This is a genomic window from Bradyrhizobium ontarionense, from assembly GCF_021088345.1.
GTDB classification, from domain to species: domain Bacteria; phylum Pseudomonadota; class Alphaproteobacteria; order Rhizobiales; family Xanthobacteraceae; genus Bradyrhizobium; species Bradyrhizobium ontarionense.
Genome location: NZ_CP088156.1, coordinates 1623787 through 1647662, shown reverse-complemented (window position 1 = coordinate 1647662; position 23876 = coordinate 1623787). Strand labels below are relative to the sequence as shown.

The 23876-nt window shown below is 64.9% G+C and carries 25 protein-coding genes; 11 read left to right on the top strand and 14 right to left on the bottom strand.

Annotated elements, in window-relative coordinates; genetic code table 11:
* Positions 1-15: 15 nt before the first annotated feature.
* Together LQG66_RS07360 and LQG66_RS07355 are read right to left on the bottom strand one after the other, a co-directional pair.
* Entirely contained in the window at positions 16-213 is a 198-nt protein-coding gene (locus LQG66_RS07360; protein WP_006614936.1) for a hypothetical protein, read from the bottom strand.
* A 1066-nt stretch (positions 214-1279) separates the two neighbouring features.
* A complete protein-coding gene (locus LQG66_RS07355; protein ID WP_231324906.1) occupies positions 1280-2221 on the bottom strand; it encodes an acetamidase/formamidase family protein in 942 nt (313 codons plus the stop codon).
* Positions 2222-2351: 130 nt separating this feature from the next.
* Between LQG66_RS07355 and LQG66_RS07350 the strand changes: the two genes are divergently transcribed.
* The 3 genes from LQG66_RS07350 to LQG66_RS07340 all read left to right on the top strand — a co-directional run bounded on the left by LQG66_RS07350 (position 2352) and on the right by LQG66_RS07340 (position 5344).
* The gene (locus LQG66_RS07350) at positions 2352-3140 is read left to right on the top strand and encodes a YdcF family protein (RefSeq protein WP_231324904.1); all 789 of its coding nucleotides are present in this window, start codon (positions 2352-2354) and stop codon (positions 3138-3140) included.
* Positions 3141-3244: 104 nt separating this feature from the next.
* Positions 3245-4030: a DUF169 domain-containing protein gene (locus tag LQG66_RS07345; RefSeq protein ID WP_231324902.1), complete on the top strand. Its 786-nt coding sequence runs from the start codon at positions 3245-3247 to the stop codon at positions 4028-4030.
* Positions 4031-4165: 135 nt separating this feature from the next.
* Positions 4166-5344 (top strand): saccharopine dehydrogenase family protein, encoded by a 1179-nt coding sequence (locus LQG66_RS07340; RefSeq protein WP_231324900.1) that lies wholly within the window; start codon positions 4166-4168, stop codon positions 5342-5344.
* Here LQG66_RS07340 and LQG66_RS07335 read toward each other — a convergent pair.
* The 3 genes from LQG66_RS07335 to LQG66_RS07325 all read right to left on the bottom strand — a co-directional run bounded on the left by LQG66_RS07335 (position 5328) and on the right by LQG66_RS07325 (position 9515).
* The gene (locus tag LQG66_RS07335) at positions 5328-6617 is read right to left on the bottom strand and encodes an O-antigen ligase family protein (RefSeq protein ID WP_231324898.1); all 1290 of its coding nucleotides are present in this window, start codon (positions 6615-6617) and stop codon (positions 5328-5330) included. The two genes, LQG66_RS07340 and LQG66_RS07335, sit on opposite strands and share 17 nt — an antisense overlap.
* 84 nt (positions 6618-6701) lie before the next feature.
* The gene (locus LQG66_RS07330) at positions 6702-8228 is read right to left on the bottom strand and encodes an undecaprenyl-phosphate glucose phosphotransferase (RefSeq protein ID WP_231324896.1); all 1527 of its coding nucleotides are present in this window, start codon (positions 8226-8228) and stop codon (positions 6702-6704) included.
* Between the two features lie 153 nt (positions 8229-8381).
* Positions 8382-9515, bottom strand: coding sequence for a glycosyltransferase family 4 protein (locus LQG66_RS07325; protein WP_231327718.1), 1134 nt, complete (start codon positions 9513-9515; stop codon positions 8382-8384).
* Positions 9516-9878: 363 nt separating this feature from the next.
* Here LQG66_RS07325 and LQG66_RS07320 point away from each other — a divergent pair, with 363 nt between their 5' ends.
* On the top strand, positions 9879-12173 hold the full coding sequence (locus tag LQG66_RS07320; protein WP_231324894.1) for a GumC family protein: 2295 nt from the start codon (positions 9879-9881) through the stop codon (positions 12171-12173).
* On the opposite strand, the gene LQG66_RS07315 is transcribed toward LQG66_RS07320, so the two are convergent.
* Complete coding sequence (locus tag LQG66_RS07315; RefSeq protein ID WP_231324892.1) at positions 12170-13402, bottom strand: GNAT family N-acetyltransferase; 1233 nt, start codon at positions 13400-13402, stop codon at positions 12170-12172. The genes LQG66_RS07320 and LQG66_RS07315 overlap by 4 nt on opposite strands.
* Before the next feature lie 300 nt (positions 13403-13702).
* On the opposite strand from LQG66_RS07315, the gene LQG66_RS07310 reads away from it, so the two are divergent.
* On the top strand, positions 13703-14764 hold the full coding sequence (locus tag LQG66_RS07310; RefSeq protein ID WP_231324890.1) for a polysaccharide deacetylase family protein: 1062 nt from the start codon (positions 13703-13705) through the stop codon (positions 14762-14764).
* Here LQG66_RS07310 and LQG66_RS07305 read toward each other — a convergent pair whose 3' ends face one another.
* A complete protein-coding gene (locus LQG66_RS07305; RefSeq protein WP_231324888.1) occupies positions 14765-14989 on the bottom strand; it encodes a DUF2842 domain-containing protein in 225 nt (74 codons plus the stop codon).
* Between the two features lie 102 nt (positions 14990-15091).
* Here LQG66_RS07305 and LQG66_RS07300 point away from each other — a divergent pair, with 102 nt between their 5' ends.
* From LQG66_RS07300 to LQG66_RS07290, 3 genes are all read left to right on the top strand, one after another.
* A complete protein-coding gene (locus tag LQG66_RS07300; RefSeq protein ID WP_231324886.1) occupies positions 15092-16171 on the top strand; it encodes a COX15/CtaA family protein in 1080 nt (359 codons plus the stop codon).
* A gap of 854 nt (positions 16172-17025) precedes the next feature.
* Positions 17026-17319, top strand: a complete 294-nt coding sequence (locus LQG66_RS07295; RefSeq protein WP_231324884.1) for a BrnT family toxin — start codon at positions 17026-17028, stop codon at positions 17317-17319.
* A 4-nt stretch (positions 17320-17323) separates the two neighbouring features.
* Positions 17324-17524 (top strand): hypothetical protein, encoded by a 201-nt coding sequence (locus tag LQG66_RS07290; protein WP_231324883.1) that lies wholly within the window; start codon positions 17324-17326, stop codon positions 17522-17524.
* A 148-nt stretch (positions 17525-17672) separates the two neighbouring features.
* Here the strand turns inward: LQG66_RS07290 and LQG66_RS07285 are convergent, their stop codons facing one another.
* The 4 genes from LQG66_RS07285 to LQG66_RS07270 all read right to left on the bottom strand — a co-directional run bounded on the left by LQG66_RS07285 (position 17673) and on the right by LQG66_RS07270 (position 19094).
* A complete protein-coding gene (locus LQG66_RS07285) occupies positions 17673-17981 on the bottom strand; it encodes a HigA family addiction module antitoxin (RefSeq protein ID WP_231324881.1) in 309 nt (102 codons plus the stop codon).
* A gap of 8 nt (positions 17982-17989) precedes the next feature.
* Entirely contained in the window at positions 17990-18286 is a 297-nt protein-coding gene (locus LQG66_RS07280) for a type II toxin-antitoxin system RelE/ParE family toxin (protein WP_231327717.1), read from the bottom strand.
* A 141-nt stretch (positions 18287-18427) separates the two neighbouring features.
* Positions 18428-18766: a hypothetical protein gene (locus tag LQG66_RS07275; protein ID WP_231324879.1), complete on the bottom strand. Its 339-nt coding sequence runs from the start codon at positions 18764-18766 to the stop codon at positions 18428-18430.
* 175 nt (positions 18767-18941) lie between these two features.
* Positions 18942-19094 carry a hypothetical protein gene (locus LQG66_RS07270; protein WP_231324877.1) on the bottom strand — a complete coding sequence of 51 codons (153 nt, stop codon included), beginning with the start codon at positions 19092-19094 and terminating at the stop codon, positions 18942-18944.
* Here LQG66_RS07270 and LQG66_RS07265 point away from each other — a divergent pair.
* Positions 19084-19278: a hypothetical protein gene (locus tag LQG66_RS07265; RefSeq protein WP_231324875.1), complete on the top strand. Its 195-nt coding sequence runs from the start codon at positions 19084-19086 to the stop codon at positions 19276-19278. The genes LQG66_RS07270 and LQG66_RS07265 overlap by 11 nt on opposite strands.
* A 331-nt stretch (positions 19279-19609) precedes the next feature.
* Here LQG66_RS07265 and LQG66_RS07260 read toward each other — a convergent pair whose 3' ends face one another.
* The 3 genes from LQG66_RS07260 to LQG66_RS07250 form a co-directional block, all read right to left on the bottom strand.
* Positions 19610-20893: an O-acetylhomoserine aminocarboxypropyltransferase gene (locus LQG66_RS07260; RefSeq protein WP_231324872.1), complete on the bottom strand. Its 1284-nt coding sequence runs from the start codon at positions 20891-20893 to the stop codon at positions 19610-19612.
* 226 nt (positions 20894-21119) lie between these two features.
* Positions 21120-21704 carry a CoA-binding protein gene (locus tag LQG66_RS07255; protein WP_231324870.1) on the bottom strand — a complete coding sequence of 195 codons (585 nt, stop codon included), beginning with the start codon at positions 21702-21704 and terminating at the stop codon, positions 21120-21122.
* Between the two features lie 228 nt (positions 21705-21932).
* Positions 21933-22754, bottom strand: coding sequence for an enoyl-CoA hydratase (locus LQG66_RS07250; RefSeq protein WP_231324868.1), 822 nt, complete (start codon positions 22752-22754; stop codon positions 21933-21935).
* 70 nt (positions 22755-22824) lie between these two features.
* On the opposite strand from LQG66_RS07250, the gene LQG66_RS07245 reads away from it, so the two are divergent.
* Positions 22825-23253 carry a PaaI family thioesterase gene (locus LQG66_RS07245; protein WP_231324865.1) on the top strand — a complete coding sequence of 143 codons (429 nt, stop codon included), beginning with the start codon at positions 22825-22827 and terminating at the stop codon, positions 23251-23253.
* 158 nt (positions 23254-23411) lie between these two features.
* Positions 23412-23876, top strand: coding sequence for a 50S ribosomal protein L13 (gene rplM, locus LQG66_RS07240; protein WP_231324863.1), 465 nt, complete (start codon positions 23412-23414; stop codon positions 23874-23876).

Genomic DNA, 23876 nt, shown 5'->3' with positions numbered 1-23876 from the left:
TTGAAGTGTCCCTGTTTACGCCCGTCCGTTGTCGCGGATCGACAGCAGCCCGTCCTTGATGGCGAGCCGGATGCCTTCTTCGATCAACGTTCTGCAGACACCCGGAACGCTGGTGCCATGGGTTCCCTGTTTCACGAGCTTTTCGAGATAGCCGATGGTTGCCAGGGCTAGGGTTACGGGGATGCGGTCAGTCTCGGCTTTTTCCGTCGCCATGCCTAAAAGCTAGTCCGTAACCGATGTACAGAAAAGTAACTTTTTAGACTCTATTAGGAATCTGATTGGTTGTACAGCGGGTTGGGGATAACTAGTTAACATATTGAATTTTAATGGAATTTATCGATTTTGGCAGGTCGCGCCGGTGACTCTCCGCCCGCCCGGCGAGTCCCGGGTCCGGAATGGTACGGAGGTGCTGGGCGGCGAGGATTCGCCAAGCCGTGCCTGAGGGGTGCTGCAACCGTCGTGCCCACAGGGGAGCCTCGCCGGGGGAACCCAGTTTTGGTTCCGTGGCTTGAGCGGAGGCCCTCCAAGAAGGCCGGACGAGATCGCGGCATGCGCTCGGATGTGTTGCTTCGTTATTTCAGAAATAACACTTTCGCTTTTCCGGAAATCGTGCTCTACTGCCCGCATCCCGCCTCGGCACGGAGGGGCGTTGCGCGCGATCGTCACGACACGCGGGGCGGGGAGCGATGGCCGCGTTATTGCCGCAGCGTGTCTTTGATGCGCCGACGAACGGCATGATGCGGACGTGAAGTCGCAGGGTCCTGACACCCCGATGCTGGTGTTACGTTCGCGACGGCGCTAGCGCGCCGCGCGGATCATGGTGGCCAACAAGCCCGGCGCACCAGGGAGACTGCGTATAAGCGTGAAGACCGTCGCGCAGGGAATGCCGGTTGATCGGCTTTGCCTGTGGTACCTGCCGCCTGCATTTTTTTGAGCAGGCGGGCCATGGGTGGGGCCTTCACCCGGCATTCCCTGCGCCCTCCGACTTTCAGAGGGCGAGATGCTGCAGCAGAACTCGGGCAGGTCCTGCCGCGGGGATGCGGACGTGTGTCCTGAGACGCTCCGCTCTCGACCCAACCTCCACTGTCGTCCCGGACAAGCCGCGACGCCGCGCAAGCGGCGGCGTGGCGCCGACCCGGGAGACCCATAACCCCGGAGAGTAGTTGGCTTGTGCAAGCCTTTCCACCTCGCGTCACGACTTGGTTCGGTGGTTATGGATCCCGGCGTTCGCCGGGACGACAGCTGTGTGGGTCGCAGCAGCGTGTGGACCTTCAAGCACTCACCCGTGCACGACAGCCTTCGCGATCATGCAATGAATGCCCTTGGAGCCGTTGACGGTCTGGGTCACGCGCAAATCGGCCGCGAGGCTGCACAGTGTGTAGGCGTCCTCGCGCGACAGATTGCGTTTCTCGCCCAGCAGCACGATCATGTCGCGCAGCGCCCGCACCACGCATTGGTCGAGGTCGGGGTCCATCGCCATCGTCATGTAGTGGGTGGGCGTCTCGCCGCGCGGGTAGTCGAGCTTGATGTCCTTGCGCAAGGTCAGGCGGAAGCGGCCCTGCAGCGCGGTCTCGATCGCGGTGACGCAGACCTCGCCGTCGCCCTGCACGCCGTGGCCGTCGCCGCAGGAGAACAGCGCCCCCGGCACGAACACCGGCAAATAGAGCTTGGCGCCGGGCCCAAGCTCCTTGTTGTCGAGATTACCGCCCATCGCGCGCGGGATCAGCGAGGTGATGCGGCCCCAGGCCGGCGGCGGCGCCACGCCCATCACGCCGAAGAACGGCGCCAGCGGCAGCTCGAGGCCCCACGGCATCTTGCCGACCATGCGCGCCTTGTCGAGCGGGATGTTCATCAGCCGCGTCTCGTGGAAGTCGTCGGGCAGCGTGCCCGCGAGCGGCCGGATGAAATTGTAGCCCCAGTCCTGCCGCAGCTGCACGTCGAGAATGTCGACCTCCAGGACGTCGCCGACCTCGGCGCCGTTGACCGCGATCGGCCCGGTCAGGATGTGGCCGGGGACCATGCGCTCGCTCTTGGCGTGAACCTCGAACAATTCCGGTGGGACGAAGAACCTGCTGGTATCCGGCACCACGTCGGGGCCGCCGCTGATCGTGTCGATCGTGACCTCGTCACCGCTGTCGATCGTAAGCACCGGCTTCAGCCGGGATTCGAAGAAGCCCCAATGGCAGGTCTCAGGGCTCGCGTGCAGATGGTGGTGGGTCATGATGCTCTCATTCGTGCCGGTGCGGCCGCGACCATAGCGTATCCGCCGGCCACCGCGGAGAGATGGCAACGCATGGCGGCTGTCGTGTATGAGGGCGGCCGGGGGGATTCATCCCGCGCCGGAGTGAGGTATGTTTTTCGTCCTGTCGAAGACGCTCGGCTTGCTGGCGTTGCCGACCAATTTCATGATCGTTCTGGGACTGCTCGGGGTCGTCCTGATGCTGACCCGGTTTGCACGGCTCGGCCGCAGGCTCCTTGTCTTTGCGATGCTGCTGCTCGCCGTCGTCGGCTTCACGCCGCTCGGCAGCCTGATGCTCCATCCTCTGGAGAGCCGCTTTCCGCAATGGGACCCCGCCAAGGGGGCGCCGGACGGCATCATCGTGCTGGGTGGGCCGGTCGATTCGGATCTGTCCGTCATGTACGGCATGCCGGTGACGGTCGCGGGCGCCGATCGGGTGATCCAGGCGGCCGCGCTGGCGCGGCGTTATCCGAATGCGCGCATCCTGTTCACCGGCGGCAGTGCCAATCTCGTCGCGACGGAAGCCAAGGAGGCCGATGTCGGGGCGGAGATTCTGCTCAGCCTCGGTGTCGCCAAGGAGCGGCTGATCCTGGAGCGGCAATCGCGCAACACCTACGAGAATGCGGTGTTCTCCAAGGCGATGGTCGCGCCGAAGCCGGGCGAGCGGTGGCTGCTCGTGACCTCGGCCTATCACATGCCGCGCTCGGTCGGGCTGTTCCGCAAAGCCGGCTTTCCGGTCGAGCCGTATCCGGTGGACTGGCGGGTCGGCCGTGTCCTCGACGTCGACGGCGTGTCGCTGCTCGGCCTGCGGCGCGCCGACATTGCCGTGCGCGAATGGGTCGGGCTCGTGGCCTACCGCCTGCGTGGCCGCATCGACGATCTTTTTCCAGGACCGACTTAGAGGGGGCGCGGAGGGGCTGGCCGCGCGGCGCGCTACGGTCTAACAAGCGGTTTCGGGAGAGGGCCGGCCAGTGCGCAGAACGTCGCGCCAGGGGAGTGACTATCATGCAACAGCCGATTGCACCTGAACCGCTTGACCTCGCCGCCATGGTCACCGATCTCAACAGCCTGCTGCGGTTGAAGACGACCGTGATCGGCATCAAGATGTTCGCCCGCGTGGAGGACATGCAGGCCGTGGAGAAGATCCGCCGTCCCAGCGCCGTGCACACGACGGACCAGATCGTCAGCATGGCCTCGCGGCTCGGCTGGACCGTCGGCGTCACCGGTGACGATCTGGTCGGCGCGCAATGCCGGGCGGTGATCGGGCTTGGTCCGCAGGACGAGAGCTGGCTCAAGGGCGAGAACTATGTCGGCGTCTGGCACGGCACCGCCGAGGATGCGCGCAAGCGGCAGGAGGCGCTCGACGTGGTGCCGTTCGGCCGCTACCAGGCGATGGCGGTGAGCCCGCTCACGAGCGGCCGGCTCGATCCGCCGGACATCTGCCTCGTCTATGCGACGCCGGGACAGATGATCATCCTGATCAACGGCCTCCAATATGTCGGCTACAAGAAGTTCGAATGGGGCGTCGTCGGCGAGACGGCGTGCGCCGATTCCTGGGGGCGGGCGCTGAAGACCGGTGAGCCGAGCCTGTCGCTGCCATGCTTCGCCGAGCGCCGCTATGGCGGCGTGCCGGACGAGGAAATGTTGATGGCGCTGAAGCCCGCCGATCTTGCCAAGGCGATCGCCGGCATGAAACAGCTGGCCAAGAACGGCCTGCGCTATCCGATCGCGCCCTACGGCATCCAGAACGACGTGCGCGCCGGCATGAGCGTGTCGTATGGGAAGAAATAGAGCCACATGCTTCGTCATTGCGAGCGCAGCGACGCAATCCAGAGTCTCTCCGCGGAGACGGTCTGGATTGCTTCGTCGCAAGTGCTCCTCGCAAAGACGGCGCAACTGATCCGCATTGATCTCTAGGGAACAAGAATGACGTCACCCAAATTCGACATCATCGTGTATGGCGCCACCGGATTCACCGGTCAGCTCGTCACCGAATATCTCGCCACGCAATATCGCGGCGACGACGCGCTGCGCTGGGCGATGGCCGGACGCAGCCTCGACAAGCTTGCCGCAGTGCGCGACGCGATCGGCGCGCCCGCCGATACGCCGCTGATCGCGGCCGATGCCTCTGATCCTGCGTCGCTCAAAGCGATGGTGGCGCAGACCAGGCTGGTGCTCACCACCGTCGGTCCCTATCAGCTCTATGGCAACGAGCTCGTCGCGGCCTGCGCCGAAACCGGCACCGACTATGTCGATCTGTGCGGCGAGCCGGTGTGGATGCGGCAGATGATCGATGCGCATCAGGCGACCGCCGAGAAGAGCGGCGCGCGCATCGTGTTCTCCTGCGGCTTCGATTCCGTGCCGTTCGAGCTCGGCGTCTACTTCGTGCAGCAGCAGGCGAGACGCGTGCTCGGCGCGCCGGCCGCCCGCGTGAAGGGGCGCGTCCGCGGCATGAGCGGGACGCTGTCGGGCGGCACCGCGGCGAGCGCCAAGGCGACGTTCGATGCGGTCGCCAAGGATCTCAGCCTGGTTGCGATCCTCAAGGATTCGTTCGCGCTGACGCCGGGCTTCAAGGGCCCGAAGCAGCCGCCCGGCAACAAGCCGGCCTATGAGGAGGATCTGCAGTCATGGACGGCGCCGTTCATGATGGCGCTGATCAACACGCGCAACGTCCATCGCTCCAACATGCTGATGGGTTTTCCGTACGGCCAGGACTTCGTCTACGACGAGATGGTGCTGACCGGGCCCGGCGAGAAGGGCGAGGCCAACGCCAAGAAGGTGATGGCCGTGAATGCCGAGAAGACCGGGCCGAATGCGCCGAAGCCGGGTGAGGGGCCGTCGAAAGAGGAGCGCGAGAACGGCTATTACAATGTTCTCTTCGTCGCGATCGCGCCGGACGGGCGCCAGGTCCGCGTCACGGTGAAGGGCGATCGCGATCCCGGCTACGGTTCGACCTCGAAGATGATCAGTGAATGCGCCGTCGGCCTGCTGCGCGATGGTGCCGGCGTGAAGGGCGGGGTCTGGACGCCGGGCGCAGCACTGGGTGACAGCCTGATCAAGCGGCTGGTCGACCATGCCGGTTTGACGTTCACGGCGGAGGACTAGTCGGGGCGGGGCGTCCTGGGCCGATCGCTGCGGATCGGCCCACCTCAGACTGGTGGGATCGGACGGCGGCGAACATGCCCCACATCGTGCCGAGCATCAGGAAGAAGTGCCGCCAGTGGTCGGTGTCGATGATGAAGCTCTCACCGACCGTGCCGAGGAAGGCCGAGAACACCGCGATGTAGGTGCGCTGCCAGGGCACGCGCACGAACAGATAGCGGAAGCCGAGAACGACGGTGGTGAACACCAGGGCGGGATAGCAGATGCCGGACAGCCAGCCGCCCGACATGAAGGCGTTCAGATAGGAGTTGTGGGTGTCTTCGGGGAAGTAGTTGTGGAACTGCAGCGGCCCGATGCCGAACGGCAGATCGAGCGCCATGTCGGCGCCGAGGATGTGGCGACCGAAGCGGCCGAAGCGGCCTTCGTCGTAGCTCTGGTCGAAACTCGCCCGCTGCTTGAACATGTCGGCGATGGAATCGATGGAGAGCAGGACGCCGATCAGCAGCATGCCGGCGACCGCGGCCGCCAGCGTCATCACGACGATGCGCGAGCGTTCGCTGCGCGATCGACTGGTGAGGACCATCAGCGCCAGCATGAAGGCGGCGGTCAGGACCAGGCCGCCCCAGGCCGCGCGCGAGAACGCGAGCAGGATCGCGAGCGACATCATGCCCAGCGCAAAGCTGGCACGCAGCGCCTTGGCCAGGCGGGCGGTCACGATGGTCTGCAGCGCGAGCAGCGCCGGCAGGATCAGAAACGCGCCGAGCACATTCGGGTCCTTGAACGTGCCACGGGCGCGGCCATACAGCGTCAGGAGATCGTATCCGCCGGGCACCAGATGAAAGTAGCCGGCAACACCTGCAAGCGCTGCGATGGCGCCGCCCATGACGAGGCCTCGCCTGAGCATGTCGAGGCGGGCGTCGGTATCCTCGGAGGTGACGATGGCGAACACCACCGCGGTGACGGCCATGTACCAGGAGGTGGCGATCCAGGTCGAGATTCTGGAATCGTCCAGCAACGGGATCGCGCTGATGGTGTAGCCGAGATTGACCAGGAACAGGAGCAGCAGAAGCGGCACGAGAACGAGGCGCAGCCGCGCCCCGGTGGCTATGAAGACCGCCGCGGCGGCGAGCGTCGTGATCTCGTAGGGACTGGGCTCGATGAAGACGATGGCGCCGGAGGCGCCGGCCAGCCAGACGAGCGCGCGCTGCAAGGCGACGACGCCCGGAGGGGCTATCGGCCTCGAGCGAAACTCTTCGGCTGCCGCCGTCATGGCCATCGCCAACTCACACACTCATACACAACGCGTGGCGGGATCAGCCTCGTTTCCGAAGCGGGCATCCGCCCGCTCCGTATCCCAAGCTCAGTAGGCGTTCTCGCTCTTGGTCATCAGCGCAAGCGGTGTCTTGAGCAGGATGTAGAGGTCGAACAGCACGGACCAGTTCTCGATGTAGTACAGATCGAATTCGACGCGCTTCTGGATCTTTTCCTGATTGTCGATCTCGCCACGCCAGCCGTTGATCTGGGCCCATCCGGTGATGCCGGGCTTGACGCGGTGGCGCGCGAAGTAGCCGTCGACGGCCTCGTCGAACATCCGGTTCTGCAGCTTGCCCTGCACCGCGTGCGGCCGCGGACCGACCAGCGAGAGGTTGCCCTTGAACACGACGTTGAACAGCTGCGGCAGCTCGTCGAGGCTCGTCTTGCGGATGAAGCGGCCGACGCGGGTGACGCGCGGATCGTTCTTGGTGACCACCTTGGCGGCCGTAGGATCGGCCTGGTGGTGATAGAGCGAGCGGAACTTGAAGACGTCGATGCGCTCGTTGTTGAAGCCGAAGCGCTTCTGCCGGAACAGCACCGGGCCCGGGCTGTCGAGCTTGATCGCGAGCGCGACCAGCGCCATCACCGGCATCGCAAGAAGCAGGATCAGGCCGCCGACCAGCCGATCGAACAACCACTTCATGACAAGGTCCCAATCGGTGATCGGAGCCTCGAACATGTCGAGCGTGGGGACCGCGCCAAGATAGGAATAGGAGCGTGGACGGAAGCGCAGCTTGTTCGTGTGCGCCGAGAGTCGAATGTCGACCGGCAGCACCCACAGCTTCTTCAGCATGTCCAGGATGCGGGTTTCCGCCGAGATCGGCAATGCGAACAGGACGAGGTCGATGCGCGTACGGCGCGCGAATTCGACGATGTCGTCAACCCTGCCGAGCTTCGGAGCGCCTGCGCAGGTGTCGAGCGATCGGGAGTCGTTGCGATCGTCGAACACGCCGAGGATTTCGATCTCGGAGTCATCCTGCGCCTTCAGCGCGCGCACCAGATCCTCGCCGCTCTGGTCGGCGCCGACGATGATCGTCCGGCGATCGAGACGCCCTTGCCTCGCCCAGCTGCGGATCAGGCTGCGCAGAACGACGCGGCTCGTGATCAGTGCGGCAAGGCCGATGAAGAAGAAGGCCGCCAACCACAAGCGGGAGACCTCGTTGCCGAGCTTGGCAAAGAACGACAGTCCGATGAACAGCAGGAACACGAAGCAATAGGAGGAGATCATCCGGGTCATCTGCCGCACCTGGGCGCGGAAGACCTGGACCTGATAGATGTCGGCTGCCTGGAAGCAGACCACCGCACTCACCGCCATGCCGACGATTGCGGCGAGATACTCCCAATGGAAGCCGCTGAGCGGAACCACATAACCGAAATAGAGAACACTGCCGACGAGGCTCAGCAGAACGAAGTCGGCGATCCGCACGATGCCCGCCAGGACGATGGGGGAGTAGGCGCGGAGGACCTTCTGATTGGCGACGGTGAGCGCGGCCGGCGAGAGGCGGCGACGCCGTTCGACAGCCGGCCGCCCGGCCGCAGCAGTCGACGCGGCGGCTGCCGCAGCATCCAACATCGAGCGAGCGTTGATCGGTTCCACAGTCGTACAAGCCCGGATTATGTTTGTTAGTATTCGTGGTCATGTAAGCGCTGATAGCGCCGGGGGAAATTCCCCACCGGCGGGATTAAAGGGCAAATCGGAAGAAACGGTTAGCAATGGTAAATGACGTCAGGTCTTGGTAAATGCTTCACGGTAGCTGTCGAGGATGCCCTCGACCATCGTCTTCTGGGAAAAATGCTGGAAGATGCGCTCGCGCAGCGCCTTGGCGCGAAGCTGCGTGGTGGTGGGATCGTCGAGCGCGGCTGCGATCGCGTCCGCCAGCGCGGCTGTGTTGCTCGGCGTGAACAGCGCGTCGCTGTGCGGACCGAAGATCTCCGGAATGCCGCCGATCTTGGCCGCGATCATCGGAACCCCGGCCGCGCCGGCTTCGATCACGACATAGGGCATGGAATCGCCGCGCGAGGGAACGACGAGCAGGCGGCCCTTGGAAAATCCGTCGCGGGCCCTGACATGACCGATGAAGCGCACGAAGGTCGTCAGGCCGAGACGCTCGACCTGCGCCCTCAGTCGATCCATTTCTTCGCCGTCGCCGCCCAGTGTGAGCGTCAGCGGCCTGCCATTGGCGTGCAGTCGCGCCAGGGCATCGATCAGGAGGTCGGCACCCTTGATGTGCCGGAATTCGCCGACATAAGCGAGGTCGGTCGGGTCTTCAGCCGGCGCGACAGGGTCGAATTCGCCGGCGGCGACGCCGTTGAAGACGCAATGCACCAACCCCTGGGGATGGCCGATCATGCGCTCATAGGTATCGCGGGCGAAGGCGCTTTCGAACAAGAAGAGTTCGGTCCTGTTCATCAGCGCGCGTTCGAGGCGTCCGTACAGGGCACCTTTGAGGGTGTTGCGCGGATAGTGTAGCGAGCCGCCGTGGGGCGTGTAGATCCGGATCGTGCCCGGACGGTGCGGAATCATGCGGACGAACGCGCCGGCCTTGGCGCCATGGCCGTGCAGAACGTCTGGATTGAGCTTGCGGGAAAGCCGATGGAATTGCTGGAGTGCCAGAATGTCGGTCGGCCAGGGTTCCCGATGAATGGCGACCCGATGAACGCCGAGTGTCAGTCGGGGCGCCATCTGTGCCAGCGCCGTATCGGCCCGTTCGCCGCCGGTGAGACTGTCTGCGATGATGCCGACATCATGCCCACGATCGATTTGGCCGTTGGCGAGGTCGAGGATGTGCCGAAAGATTCCGCCCACGGGCGCTCGTACCGCGTGGAGAATTCTCATGGGCCTGTCCGGCGATGCCGCCATGTCAGGCCCGGCCGCATCGTCGGTCCGCGCGTGATCCTGCCAACCGTCGTTGTGCGTGCGGATCTGACGACTGGCGGATAGAGGAAGCACGGGGGCCTCTCGTCACGAAATTCTCTTGATGGCTCTAATCTCGATAAATCGTTGATGGTTAACAAAGCTTCACTGATTTCGCCGGGGAGCCAACTAACATGACGCTGTGACGATCAGGCACAATATCCATCCCACGCAAGAGACGATCAGTGACTATGTATGTCTGCGTGAGCGGCGTTGCACCTGGTTCGGGTTAACCCGTCAGCAACCTTAATGGAGTGTAATTGTACCAGGTACGGTAGCAGCGTGGCGTATGTCTCGCGGGAGTGGACGATGCGGTTGGCGTTCTGGCGTGTCGACAGGAAGACGACGGCGACTGATGAGGCGCCCGTCCGACCTGTGACAAGTCTGCCTCCTACGGCGGAGCCCGTTGTTCCGTCCGGCGATCTCGATGTACGGCTGGTCGGCCGCGCGCTGGCGCGCAAACGCGGATTCATTCTTCTTCCAACCCTGCTCGCATTGGCTCTGGCGGTCACTGCGGTCAACATGATCACGCCGCGCTACAAGTCCGAAGCGCGCATCCTGATCGATGGGCGCGAGAATGTGTTTCTGCGTCCGAGCAGCGAGCGCAACGAGGAACGCACCGCACTCGACCCGGAGGCGGTCGCGAGCCAGGTGCAGCTGGTTCTGTCGCGTGATCTTGCCCGGGATATCATCAACAAGAACAAGCTCGGCGAGCTACCCGAGTTCGATCCCGTCCTGCGCGGCGTGTCGCCCATGAAATCGATCGCCGCCATGATCGGGCTGGTAAAGGATCCGCTCTCGATGACGCCGGACGAGCGCATCATGGACGCCTATTACGAGCGTCTGACGGTCTACGCCGTCGACAAATCGCGCGTCCTCGTGGTCGAGTTCCAGTCGCAGGATCCGGCGCTTGCGGCCCAGGTCGCCAACTCCATCGCGGATGGCTATCTGGTCCTGCAGCAGAATGCCCGTCAGGCGCAGGCGAAATCCGCCAGCCAATGGCTGGCTGGGGAGATCCAGAGCCTGCGCAAGAAGGTCGAGGAGGCGGAATCGAGGGTCGAAGACTTCCGTTCCAAGTCGAATTCGTTCATGGGCACCAACAACACCTCGCTGTCCAACCAGCAGATGGGTGAGGTCAACACCCAGCTCAACAACGCGCGCGCCTTGAAGTCGGATGCGGAGACGAAGGCGCGGCTGATCCGAGAGATGCTGCAGGGCGGCCAGCCGATCGAGGCTTCCGAGGTGCTCAATTCCGAGCCGATGCGGCGGCTGTCCGAGCAGCGCATAAACCTGCGTGCCCAGTTGGCGGAGCAATCGTCGACGCTGCTCGACAACCATCCGCGCATCAAGGAGCTGAAAGCGCAACTCGCCGACGTCGACCGCCAGATCCGCGATGAAGCTGGCAAGATCTCGCGCTCGCTGGACAGCGACGCGCGGATCGCCGAGGGGCGGGTCCAGATGCTGAGCCAGAGCCTGGACCAGGCCAAGAAGCAGGCCACGTCCACCAATGGTCAGGACGTGCAGCTGCGGGCGCTGGAGCGGGATGCCAAGTCACAGCGTGACCTCTTGGAATCGTATCTCGCCAAATACCGTGAGGCCAACACCCGTGAGACGCTCGATACGCCGCCGGCGGAGGGGAGGATCATCTCGCGGGCGGTGGTGTCGAACACGCCAGCGTACCCGAAAAAGCTGCCGATCGTCCTGATCGCGACGCTCGCGACCCTGATGCTGACCTCGGGCGTGGTCATCACCGGCGAACTGCTGCGCCTGACCGCGCCGCGGTCGGCGAGCCCGGTGCCAGCCGGTGCCGCCACGGCCGACGTCACGGTGCTCGCGGCCCGGGTCGAACCGGTCATCGCCGCTCCCGCGGCCCCCGTGCCCGCACCGCCGGCCGTTGCCGCAGCCCCCGTTGCAGCGCGTCCTGCGCCGGTGCCGCCGCCACCGGTCGCCGTGTCGGTGCCCGCTGCGCCAACGCCCGAGCCGTCGAAGCCTGCGCCGCCCCTGAGCGAGCTCGACCAGCTTGCGGCCGATCTGCTCGCCGCGGGCGAGGGCGCCCGCAAGGTTACGATCCTCGGTACCGCCGGCGGTGGCGCCGTCACGGCCACTGCGCTCTCCGTCGCCCGTACCCTGGCGCGTCAGGCTCGGGTGGTGCTCGTCGATCTCGCCGGGAGCCCGCAGATGCTTGCCGCCGCCTCGGTCGATCCGGCAGCGCCCGGCCTGATCGAGCTGATGCTGGGCGAGGCGTCGTTCTCGGCCATCATCACCAAGGACCAGGCCACGCGGCTGCATCTCGTCAACGCCGGCCGGCCCGGCGCCGATCGCGCGCAGCTGCAGTCACCCCGGCTAGCGCTCGCAATCGACGCGCTGCTGCGCGTCTACGACCACGTGTTGCTCGACGCCGGCAATGCCTCCGACCTGCCGGCCGAGCTCTTGACCGCGGGAGCGCGCGCCGTCGTCGTGCCCGATCCCAACATGCCCGCCGAGGCGCGTAGCCAGATGAGCGAGCAGCTGCGCGAGGTCGGCTTCGGCACGGTCACCATGCTGAAGACACCGGTCGAAGGCGCCAATCGCAATCAGCCTGGACCGCGCGGCGTCGCCGCCTAATCGTCCGTCCGGTTATCAGTCTTGGCCGCGCCGGCCTGCGGCTGCAGCGTGCTGCGCAGGTGCTGGGCCAGCCGAAACAGGGCAGGGCTGTGCTTGACGGCATGCTTGGCGCGGCCGACTGCAGCCATCGCCGTCGCGGCGACGCGGCCGCGCCCGGTGAGCGGCACGAAGCTGTCGAAGATCAATTCGTCGTCCTTGCAGAACATCCGCTTGTAGTCGTCCGAGCCGATGCCGAGATCGAGCGCGCGGAAGGCCTTCTGCGCGTAATGATCGATGATCGAGCGCATCAGGATCAGTCCGGGACTCCAGCGGGCATTTTCCGACAGCGTATAGGTGTTGAACATCATCGAGAAACGCTCGCCGTCGGCAACGCCTGCAAACAAGGCGATGATCTCCGCATCACAACGGAGCGCGTGGATCTCGATGACGCGGTGGCCGCAGGCGAGCTGCGCCATGCAGGCGTGCCGGACGAACGCCTCGACGCCGGGCTCGGCAAACACATTCGGCAGCTTCTGCTCCGCCATCCGCACCGGCTTGGTCCGGAAGAACCAGTCGAGCAGCTCTTTGATCTCGCCGTCGCTGCCCGCGACCATGTAGCGATAGCCGGGCAGCGCCTGCAGCTTCTTCTCCTTGCTCTTCAGCCGCTTGCGGAACGAGTTCGACAACAGCGCCGTCGGCGCGGCACCCGGCGGCATCAACAACACCGGGCAGTCGTTCACGGACGGCTGGTGCGGCCATTGCGCCAGCGGATTAGCGATCTCACGCCAACGCTTCGGCTGCTGCGTGAGGGCGAGGACGTCGACGCTGCGATGGCCGCGCAATCCTGCGAGCAGCGCGTCGAAATCGCCAGCGCTCGCGCGCGCGGCGAAGTCGCGATCCATCAGCGGCATGTTGAAGGTCGTATGCTTGCCGCCCATGAAGGTCGCGACGCGGACGCCGAAGGTGTGCCGCAGCGTCAACGGCAGCAGTAGAAGCGGGCGCTGCTCGGCATCACGGGCGACGACGATGAACGGCGTCGCATGCTCCCGCGTTCCGACGTCACGCTGCCACGCGCCCAGCAGGTCGAAGCGCTGGTAGGGTGTCGAGACATGTTCGCGGGCTTCGAGCGCGCGCCAGATCGATTCGGCCGCAGCGAGGTCCGACACGATGTCGACGCGTGCGAGCCCGGACGGCAGCCGCCGCGCAGGCGCCTGCGCCGTCCGACTCTCGATCACGGCGGCCATGGTCATCGCGCAACCTGCGTTGTCTTGGATGTTGTCTTGGATGTTGTTTTGGAATTTTGTTGCTTTGAGTCAGTCGACCCTCGCAAAGAAGTCTCAACAAAAGGTAATGGCAATGACGTCGTCCCAAAACGGGAAAGATACGAACAAAGACCTGTTCAAATCAGCATCGGCCACGCGATCTTAAGAGCGGATGATCGTTATGATCGGACGGCGGCGACGATGACGTGATCGCGCCATGGTCAGCCCCCATCAGGTGGGCGCGGGCGGCTTCGTTTCAAGTGGGATGTTTCGGAAGGGGCGCGGGATTTGTCGTCGGACAACAGGTGGCTGAGGAGCGCCCGGCTCGAACTGGCCTATTTCAGCGGCGGCACGCTGCTGGCCTCGCGGGCGACCCGTGGCGCCGGCGCCATCCTGCGTTTCGAGCGGGTGCGGCCGCGGCGCAAGGGCGCGTTCCAGCCGCTCGCGCGCGCCGAGATCACGCCGGTCTTCCTCGACAGGGTGATCCGCGCGCTGAAGCGCTGGGGCTATGACATCGTCTCGCTCGACGAGGCCTGCGACCGGGCGGTGCGGCTGGCCCAGAACAGCCGCTTCGCCTGCCTGACCTTCGACGGAGCCTGGAAAGACCTGATCACGCACGGCTATCCCGTGCTGGCCCGCCATGGCGTGCCGTTCACGGTTTACGTGCCCACGGCATTTCCGGACGGGCTGGGCGAAGCCTGGTGGCTCGCCCTGGAGGCCGTGATCGCGGGCGAGGCGCGCATCAGCCTCGTGATCGACCATCGCGAACAGCGCTTCAACGTGTTCACCCCGGCTGAGAAAGTCGAGCTGTTCGCCTATCTCTCGGGCTGGCTGCGCAAGCTGCCGCCGGCCGAGCTGTCGGTCGCGATCCGCGACCTCTGCTCGCGCCACTCGGTCGACCTGGCCGCACTGACGCGCGAGACGTCGATGGACTGGGCCGACATTACGCGCCTCGCCGCCGATCCGAACGTCACGGTCGGCAGTGCCACCGTGCATCATCACGTGCTGGCCAATCTCAAGGACGCCGACGCCGCCCGCGAGATCGCGATGGGCAAGGCGGTGCTGGAGACGGCGCTGCACCGGCCGGTCCGGCACATGGCGTACCCGTTCGGCGATCCCAGCGCCTTCCGCCGCAGCGACGTCGTGCTCGCGGAGCAGGCGGGCTTCGTCAGCGCGGCCTCGGCCATTGGCGGGGTGGTGCAGAGCGAGGGCCGCACCAATCTGCACATGCTGCCGCGGATCGCCTGGGACGGCCGCTCGCGCTCGCTGCGCGCCTTGCGCGTGCTGATGGCCGGCGTGACCCTCCCGAGAGCGAAAGCCGTACCGCAGGCGAAGCTCGATCTCAGCTGATCAGCCCGCCTGCTGCCGCTCCGGATCGGGGCGCAGCATCCAGCTCACGATCGGCATCGCCGGCAGCACCCAGCCGATGCCGACGACGACGTAATAGACCGCCTGCAGCCAGCCGGAGTTGGCGATGACGGGGAATTGCGCCATCACCATGCCCATCATCGACCAGACGAAGGCGAGCAGGAGCAGCGCGACGGCGCCGATGAATTTGCGGGTGCGGATCGTCATGACGGGATTGTCAGCTTTGGCTCGGGGCGGCGCGGCTTGCGCGTGATTTCGCCGGGATTATAAGGGCCTGTCAGCCCCGGTTCAATCGAGCGTTCAACGTCCATGACCACGGTTCCCCGCACCACAGATATCGCCGCGATCCGCATCTGGCTGCTCGTCGTGGCCGGCCTGATCGCGCTCATGGTGCTGGTCGGCGGCGCCACGCGGCTGACCGAATCCGGGCTGTCGATCGTGGAATGGAAGCCGGTCACCGGCACCCTGCCGCCGCTGTCGGAGCAGGCCTGGACCGACGCGTTCGAGGCCTACAAGACCATTCCGCAGTACCGGCAGATGAACTCCGGCATGACCCTGCACGCGTTCAAGACCATCTTCTGGTGGGAGTGGAGCCACCGGCTGCTCGGCCGCGTCATCGGCATGGTCTATCTGGTCCCGTTCCTGTGGTTCTTGTGGCGCGGCGCCGTATCCGGGCCGCTCGGCCGCCGTCTCTGGCTGATCTTCGGCCTCGGCGCGCTGCAGGGCGCGGTCGGCTGGTGGATGGTGGCCTCCGGCCTTACCGAGCGCACCGAGGTGTCGCAGGTCCGGCTGGCGACGCATCTCGCGCTGGCGCTCTTGATCTATGCGTCGATCGTGTGGACCCTGCGGCGGCTCGCGCCGCGCGATGAGGCCGAGGTGCCGGTGCGGCTGCGGCTGACGGCCTGGGTGCTGGTCGGAATCACCTTCGTGCAGCTCTATCTCGGCGCGCTGGTCGCAGGCCTGCGCGCCGGCCTCGTCTACAACACCTGGCCTGATATCGACGGCAGCCTGATCCCGAAGTCGGCCAATCTGTGGATCCAGTCGCCGTGGTGGATCAACCTGTTCGAGAACGACCTGACGGTGCAGTTCATGCATCGCATGACCGCGTACACGCTGCTGGCGTTGGCGGCGTGGCACGCCTTCGACGTGATGCGCACCGGCGCCGGACGGGCCGTCGTGCGCGGCGCCCACCGGCTGCTCGCCGCTATCCTGGTGCAGGCCATCATCGGCATCCTGACCTTACTCGCGCTGGTGCCGATCTCGCTGGCGCTGCTGCATCAGGGCACCGCCATCATCGTGCTGACGCTCGCCGTGCTGCAGGCCGAACGGCTGTCGCCGCGGCGCGTGGCTGCCGTCGCCGTGCCGCAGGCGGCTGTGGCCGCGGGGTAAGCTCTCTCGTTCGTCATTGCGAGGAGCGAAGCGACGAAGCAATCCAGAGTCACGCGTGAGACTCTGGACTGCTTCGGCCTTCGCTCTTCGAGCTTCGGCGGACAAGTCGCTTCGCTCGCAATGACGTGGAAACATCGATTTTCTTCCTCGTGCACCGTGATGCTGAGCTCGTCCGCCAATCTCCGCCGTCATTCCGGGGCGTGCGAAGCACGAGCCTGGAATCCATGTCGCAGCGAGGCCAGTCGAACGATGGATTCCGGGCTCGCCCTGCGGGCGCCCCGGAATGACGACGGGGAATTTTGCGCAAGTCACCGAACTCGCTCGCGCGCGGCTCGCAGTATTCTGAAGACGAGCATTCTCGTCCTCGCGCGCCGTCGCGCCGAGCTATGCCAATCGTTCCGCCCTCGAAAACACGCGAGGGCGCAGGGAAGGCCGGATGCCTGGCCGGCACCCATGGCCCGCGTGCAACAAGAAAAGCACGCGGCGGTCACCACAGGTACGGCCGAAAACACCCGGCCTTCCCCGCGCGATGGTTTTAACGCTTATACGCGATCTCCCCGGGGACCGGGCTCTCTTGCCCCCGTCACCTCGCGCGATGCGTGAGCACCGACACGAGACTTAGCGCCAGCATCGGGGCGCCAGGACCACGCGATTTCGCCGTCCGCGACACGCCGCTCGTCCGCGCGAACTTTCGTCCACGCACGGCCCGCCACGTCCACCGCATTCCCATCCCACGCAACTGGACGACCCGGAAGCGCCCCTCGGCTGGACAGGAACAAAAAGGGAACATAAATTGATTTGCGCCGTTTGGCAAGCGTGGCGATGTCGCGCACATCGCCGGGTGGGGGCGGACCGTGCAATTCGAGTTCGATTGGGACCCGGCCAAGGCAGAGAGCAATTTGCGCAAGCAGGGCGTTGCGTTTGAGCGGGCGATGAGCATCTTCAGCGACCCTCTGGCGCTTTCGCTGCTGGACGACGACTCTGGCGCTGGCGAGGAACGATGGGTTGCCATGGGACGTAATGCTGCTCATGAGCTGTTGTTGGCCGTTCATACCTATATGGAGCTGACGGCAGATCGCGTAGCGATCCGTATCATTTCTGTTCGTCGGCCGACCCGGCGCGAAATCCGCTCCTATGAGAATGGATGACACGATGAAGAACGAATACGACTTCTCGAACGCTGAGCGCGGCAAGTTCTTCCGCAAGGGCGCGCGCATCGTGCCGCCGGTGCACCTGGAGCCAGACGTGCTGGATCACCTGGCGGGGCTTGCCAGCGCGCGCGGCGTGTCGCTCAACGAACTGGTCAACACGCTTCTCAAGGAGGATATCGCGCGGATCGAGGCTGCGAAATAGGGCGGCGCAAGGCAGGATTGGAGTTGCCATCATCAAGAGAACTACCGATAGCTCGGTATCTCGATGCGGGACTAACGTTAGCCATCAAGGGCAGTGCAGCCTACTTTCGGATGTCGCTGGCTGCACCCCGGCACATATCCGGCTCTGCTCACGCGGCGGAATTCAGCGGCTTGGCTCGCTCGATCCGCTTACGCTCGCGGGGCGAATGCATCGCTTCCCAGAGGTCGCTGCGCCGCTGCACGTTGAGCCAGAACTCGGGACCATTGCCAAAAACGCGCGCGAGGATCAGCGCAGTTGCCGCCGTGACGTTGCGGCGGCCGTTGCAGAGCTCGTTGACGTGCTTGCGCTGTACCCCCATCGCCGCGGCCAACGCGGTTTGCGTCAGGCCCATCGGCGCCATGAATTCTTCGACCAGGATTTCAGCCACTGTCACTGGCTTGCGTTTGGTCATCAGCATGCGAAGCCTCACTCGTAGCTGTGGTCGTCAAGATAGAGTTCACTCGCTTCCCCGCGGCCACTGTGCCAACGGAACACCAACCGCCAGCGCTTGTTGACGCGGATCGAATGAAAGCCGTCGAGATGGCCACGCAGCTTCTCGAAATGATTGCTGGGCGGCGATCTTAGGTCTCGATCCATCGTCGCGTCGTCGATCATCTGGAGCCTGCGGAACAGGCGGTCCTCAAGGTCGGCTGGAATCTTTTTCGATCTGACGTCGTCGACGAAGAAATGACGCAGCCAATCATCACGGAAGCTGACAATCATGGTGCGCCCCAACTGGGCTAATGTACCACCCGATGGGACAGCCTGCAAGGGCGGCGTTGTCCGTTGTGGCGGTACGGGGCCAGCGGGCGGCAAGCTTTGCTGCGTATGATGCTTCGCGATCAGCGGGCTCGTGTGCCCCGCTCAGCAATACCCCGTCACGCCGCAGGCGTAGGGCAGGCGGAACATGTAGTTGGTGTAGCCTTCGCCGCCGTAATAAGCGCCCTGATAGTCGTAGGAGAAGGCGCGGCCGTAATAGCCCGGCAGCTCCTGGCGGCCGAGCAGCAGCGGTGTCGACGGCAGCATCGGCGAGATCAGCGAGTCGTCGTCCTTGACGACGACAGCCGCCGGCGGCGGCGCTTTCACCGCGCGGCGCGCCTTGTAGTGCACGACCTTGTCGTGAACTCCCGGCAGGTCGGCTGCGAGCACGACGCTGTTCGCCGCGATGGCCGCCAGCAGCATCATGATCACGATCGTTCGCATCCTGCTCTCCTTGTCTTCGGTTGGGCGGCTCGCGTGCGGCCGTTCGACGACGGCACTGACGACGGCATCCGGCCGCCGCGCGATTCCATGGGCGGCAGGATGGCCGCAGTATGGTTAACGAAAGCTTCCATTCGCCTAAAGTCGACTGCAATCACCCGTAGAAGGACGGGTTTTTTCAGCTTTCGTTAAGTTCTGCTGGCGCAAGCTTGCGGCCGCCGGCGATTTTGAAGGCTGGCCGGATGCGAGCCGCAAAGCTGCGTCCGACAGGAAAATCTCTGCTGCATTTCATCAGAGTCTCAGACCAGAAGGGTTCGAGCATGTCGGTCATCGTGTTTTCGGCGCGCGCCCGCCAAACGCTGCTGTCACGAATCGGCTCAACGACCTCTGCACTTGCCACCATCGATGAGGATGCCGCCCGTCGCCAGGCGCTATCGGCGCGCCGGCTGATTGCGAAGTCCGAGCTTCCGCTCGCCAGCCACGCCTATGAGAGCCTGCTGGTGCTGCTGAGATAGATCAGGAGTCAACGAGGGCGCGGTCCGAGAAGCCGGAAACGGCCCGGCCGTGGGACGAAAGAGAGCGCGGAAGGCTGGGGGGCCGCCCGCGCTCTCTTTGTTTTCTTGAGGCGTTGATTGTCGTCTTCGGGTCTCAGTGACTTCGTCATGCGCGGGCTTGTCCCGCCTGCGGGGCAGAAGCCCCTTCGGCGCGGAAGGCCCGCGCATCCACGTCGTCCTTCCAAGGCAAAGACGTGGGTGGCCGGGTCAAGCCCGGCCATGACGTTGATAGAGACGAGCTCGCATAGTTGCGGACCCGACTCGCTGCACGATCAGCGGGGCTGATCTCGCCTTACGCGCCCAGCGCCTGCTCGAGGTCGGCGATCAGGTCTTCCTTGTCCTCGATGCCGACCGAGATGCGGACGATGTCGGGACCGGCGCCGGCCTTGATCTTCGCGGCATCGTCGAGCTGGCTGTGCGTGGTCGAGGCCGGGTGGATCACCAGCGAGCGGGTGTCGCCGACATTGGCCAGATGCGAGAACAGCTTCAGGTTCGACACCAGCTTGACGCCGGCGTCGTAGCCGCCCTTCAGCGAGAAGGTGAACACGGCGCCGGCGCCCTTCGGGCAGTATTTGCGGGCGAGCGTGTAGTACTTGTCCTCCGGCAGGCCGGCATAGCTCACCGCGGCGACCGCGGGATGGCGGCTGAGATAGTCGGCGACGGCCTTGGCATTGTCGCTGTGCTTCTGCACGCGCAGCGGCAAGGTCTCGATGCCCGTCAGGATCAGGAACGCATTGAACGGCGACAGCGCAGGTCCGAGATCGCGCAAGCCCAGCACGCGGCAGGCGATCGCGAAGGCGAAGTTGCCGAACGTCTCCTGGAGCTTGATGCCGTGATATTCCGGGCGCGGCGCCGTCAGCATCGGATATTTGTCGCCGCTGCCGGCCCAGTCGAAGGTGCCGGCATCGACAATGATGCCGCCGATCGAGTTGCCGTGGCCGCCCAAGAACTTGGTCAGCGAGTGCAGCACGATGTCGGCGCCGTGATCGATCGGGCGGATCAGATAGGGCGTCGCCAGCGTGTTGTCGACGATCAGGGGCACACCGGCCTTACGCGCCACCTGCGCGATCGCCTCGATGTCGGTGACGGAGCCACTGGGATTGGCGAGCGATTCGATGAAGATCGCCTTGGTGCGCGGCGTCACCGCGGCTTCGAAGGTGGAGACGTCATCGGTGTCGGCCCACACCACGTTCCAGCCGAAGCTCTTGAAGGCGTGCGTGAACTGGTTGATCGAGCCGCCGTAGAGTTTTCGCGCGGCGATGAACTCGTCGCCGGGCGACAGCAGCTGCTGCAGCGCCACCACCTGCGCGGCATGGCCCGAGGCGACCGCGAGTGCGGCGGTGCCGCCCTCGAGGGCTGCGACGCGTTCCTCCAGCACCGCATTGGTCGGATTGCCGATGCGGGTGTAGATGTTGCCGAACGCCTGCAGCCCGAACAACGAGGCGGCGTGGTCGGCATCGTTGAAGACGAACGATGTCGTCTGATAGATCGGCGTCGCGCGCGCGCCGGTGGTCGGGTCGGGCTGCGCGCCGGCGTGAATGGCGAGGGTGGCGAAACCCGGGGCACGATCGGTCATGATGTTTCCTCTTGTCTTGATCGGTTGCGCAGCGGCGCCGGCTGACGCAGGGATCGATGATGGGAGACGGTGTCGATAGCGCGCCGTTGTGCGCCTCCGCGTCATCCCGGCGGAGGACATTTGCCACCGGCCATGATGCCGTCAAGGCACCCGGCGACAATCGCTCGGATTTGAAATGCGTTGCTGTGTCGGGCCACTGTGGCGACACGATCCTTTCGCAGATGCGTCAGGACGGGTCGCTTCTGTCCTTCGCGGCGCGGTCGGCGGCCGCCGTGGCGCCGCCACCAACGGTGGTGCGGTTGAGAGACAATCGCATGCCCTGGGTCGGGATCGGCGCGCGCTTGGCGCTGATGGTGCGCGAATTGACGCCCATCCAGGAGATCTCCGACGACAGCCGGCCATATTCGATCTTGGGGCAGCGGTTCATGACCACCTTCAGCCCGGCGGCCTCGGCCTTTTCAGCCGCAGCATCGTCGCGCGCGCCGAGCTGCATCCAGATCACCTTCGGCAGCGGCGACAGCCCCAGGGCCTCGTCGACGACGGGCATGATGTGCTGCGAACTCCGGAAAATGTCGACCATGTCGATCGGGCGGCAGATGTCGGCGAGCGAGGCCACGAAGGGCCGGCCCATCAGGCTCTTGCCGACATGGCCGGGGTTGACCGGGATCATGTCGTAGCCGCGCTGCACCAGATATTTGAAGGCGAAGAAGCTCGGCCGCACTTCCGAGGGCGAGGCGCCGACCATCGCGATCACCTTCACGCCGTTGAGGATGCCGCGGATGTAGTCGTCGGGATAGCTGTCGTGATTCATTGGCGGACGTTTCTATTAGTTGTTGTCATTCCGGGGCGTGCGCAGCACGAGCCCGGAATCCATAACCACGATCGGGAGTATGGATTCCGGGCTCGCCCTGCGGGCGCCCCGGAATGACGGAGCCAATTTTAGTCATTGCGAGGAGCGATAGCTCCGAAGCAATCCAGAGTTTCTTGGGTTGCTCTGGATTGCTTCGCTTCGCTCGCAATGACGGGAGCGGGACGGGCGTCACTCATCCCGCCAATTCGGTGCGCGCTTCTCGATGAAGGCCTTGATGCCTTCTTCCGCGTCGCGGGCCATCATGTTCTCGGTCATCACCTCTGCCGCATAACGATAGGCGTCGGCAAGGCTCATCTCGGCTTGGCGGTAGAACGCCTCCTTGCCGAGCTTGATCGTATGGGCGGATTTGCGCGCGACTCGTTGTGCCAGCGCAATCGCCGCGTCATGTTCGGTTCCATGGGCCACGACCTGATTGACCAGCCCCATGTCACGGGCGCGCGCGGCCGGAACCGGTTCGCCGGTCAGCAGCATCTCCATCGCCTGCTTGCGGGGCACGTTGCGCGACAGCGCCACCATCGGCGTCGAGCAGAACAGGCCGATGTCGACGCCGGGCGTGGCGAAGGCTGCCGCCTCGGAGGCAACGGCGAGATCGCAGCTCGCGACCAGCTGGCAGCCGGCCGCGGTGGCGACGCCCTGCACGGAGGCGACGACCGGCTTCGGCAGATGCACGATGGCCTGCATCATCGCGCTGCAGGCGTTCATCAGTTTGGCGAAGAAGGCGCGGCCGCGATCGGCATCGCTGCGACGTGCGGTGAGTTCCTTCAGATCATGGCCGGCACAGAAGGCCGGCCCACTGGCGGCGATGACGACGGCGCGCACCGATGCGTCGGCGCCGATCTCGGCCAGCGCCTGGTGCAGCTCGGCGATCAGTGCCTCCGACAGGCTGTTGCGCTGCGCCGGGCGATTGAGCGTCAGCACGGCGACGGGGCCCGCCATCTCGCGCAGCAGGATCGGCGCGTCGGCAGCATTGGCGAGGGCAGAAGCAGGCATTGCGATTTCCGTATGGGCGCGTCGTTGCGGCTAATGTAACAGATGCTGATAGCCGAGAGCAGGGGGAGACATGACGGCGAAGATGACCATCGCGGAACTCGAAGCGTTCCTGCACGCGGAATTTCCGCAGGCGTTCCGCACCGACGGTGACATCTCGATCGAGAGCGCCGACGGCAAGAGCTGCCGGATGCGCCAGCGCTTCGACGAGCGCATGCTGCGTCCGGGCGGTACGGTGTCCGGGCCGACGCTGATGGCGCTGGCGGATTTCGCGATGTACGTGGTGCTGCTGTCGGCGATCGGCCCGGTCGGGCTCGCCGTGACCACCAATCTCAACATCAACTTCCTGCGCAAGGGTGCTGCCGGTGCCGACGTGCTCGCCGAGGCGCGGCTGCTCAAGCTCGGCAAGCGGCTGGCGGTCGGGGAAGTCACGCTGCTGTCAGGGGAATCGCCCGATCCGATCGCCCATGTGACGGCGACCTATTCCATTCCGAACACGTGAGGATTTTGAGGGTAATATAGCACCATATTTATAAGCCTATGTTTTAATTTATATAATTTTGCATTGATGGCGTTGACGAACGCGGGCGGCTTCTCTAGAAGCTGCGTCCAGTTCGGTGCGTCTTGCGCGCTGCAATCTCCCTTTCACGGATATCTCTCATGAAAACCTTTTCGGCAAAGCCCGCCGAGGTCCAGAAGAAGTGGGTCGTGATCGACGCCAAGGGTCTGGTGGTCGGCCGTCTCGCCTCGCTGGTCGCCATGCGCCTGCGCGGCAAGCACCTCCCGATCTTCACGCCCCACGTCGACTGCGGCGACAACGTCATCATCGTCAACGCGGCACATGCCGTGCTGACCGGCCGCAAGCGCGAGCAGAAGGTCTATCACAAGCACACCGGCTATGTCGGTCATGTGAAGAGCCACACCGCGCGCCAGATCCTCGAAGGCCGTTTCCCCGAGCGCGTGCTCGAGAAGGCTGTCGAGCGCATGATCCCGCGCGGGCCGCTCGGCCGGGTGCAGATGGGCAATCTGCGTGTCTATGGCGGCCCCGATCATCCGCACGAGGCGCAGAGCCCCGAGAAGCTCGACATTGCCAAGTTGAACCGCAAGAACACGAGGGCTGCATAA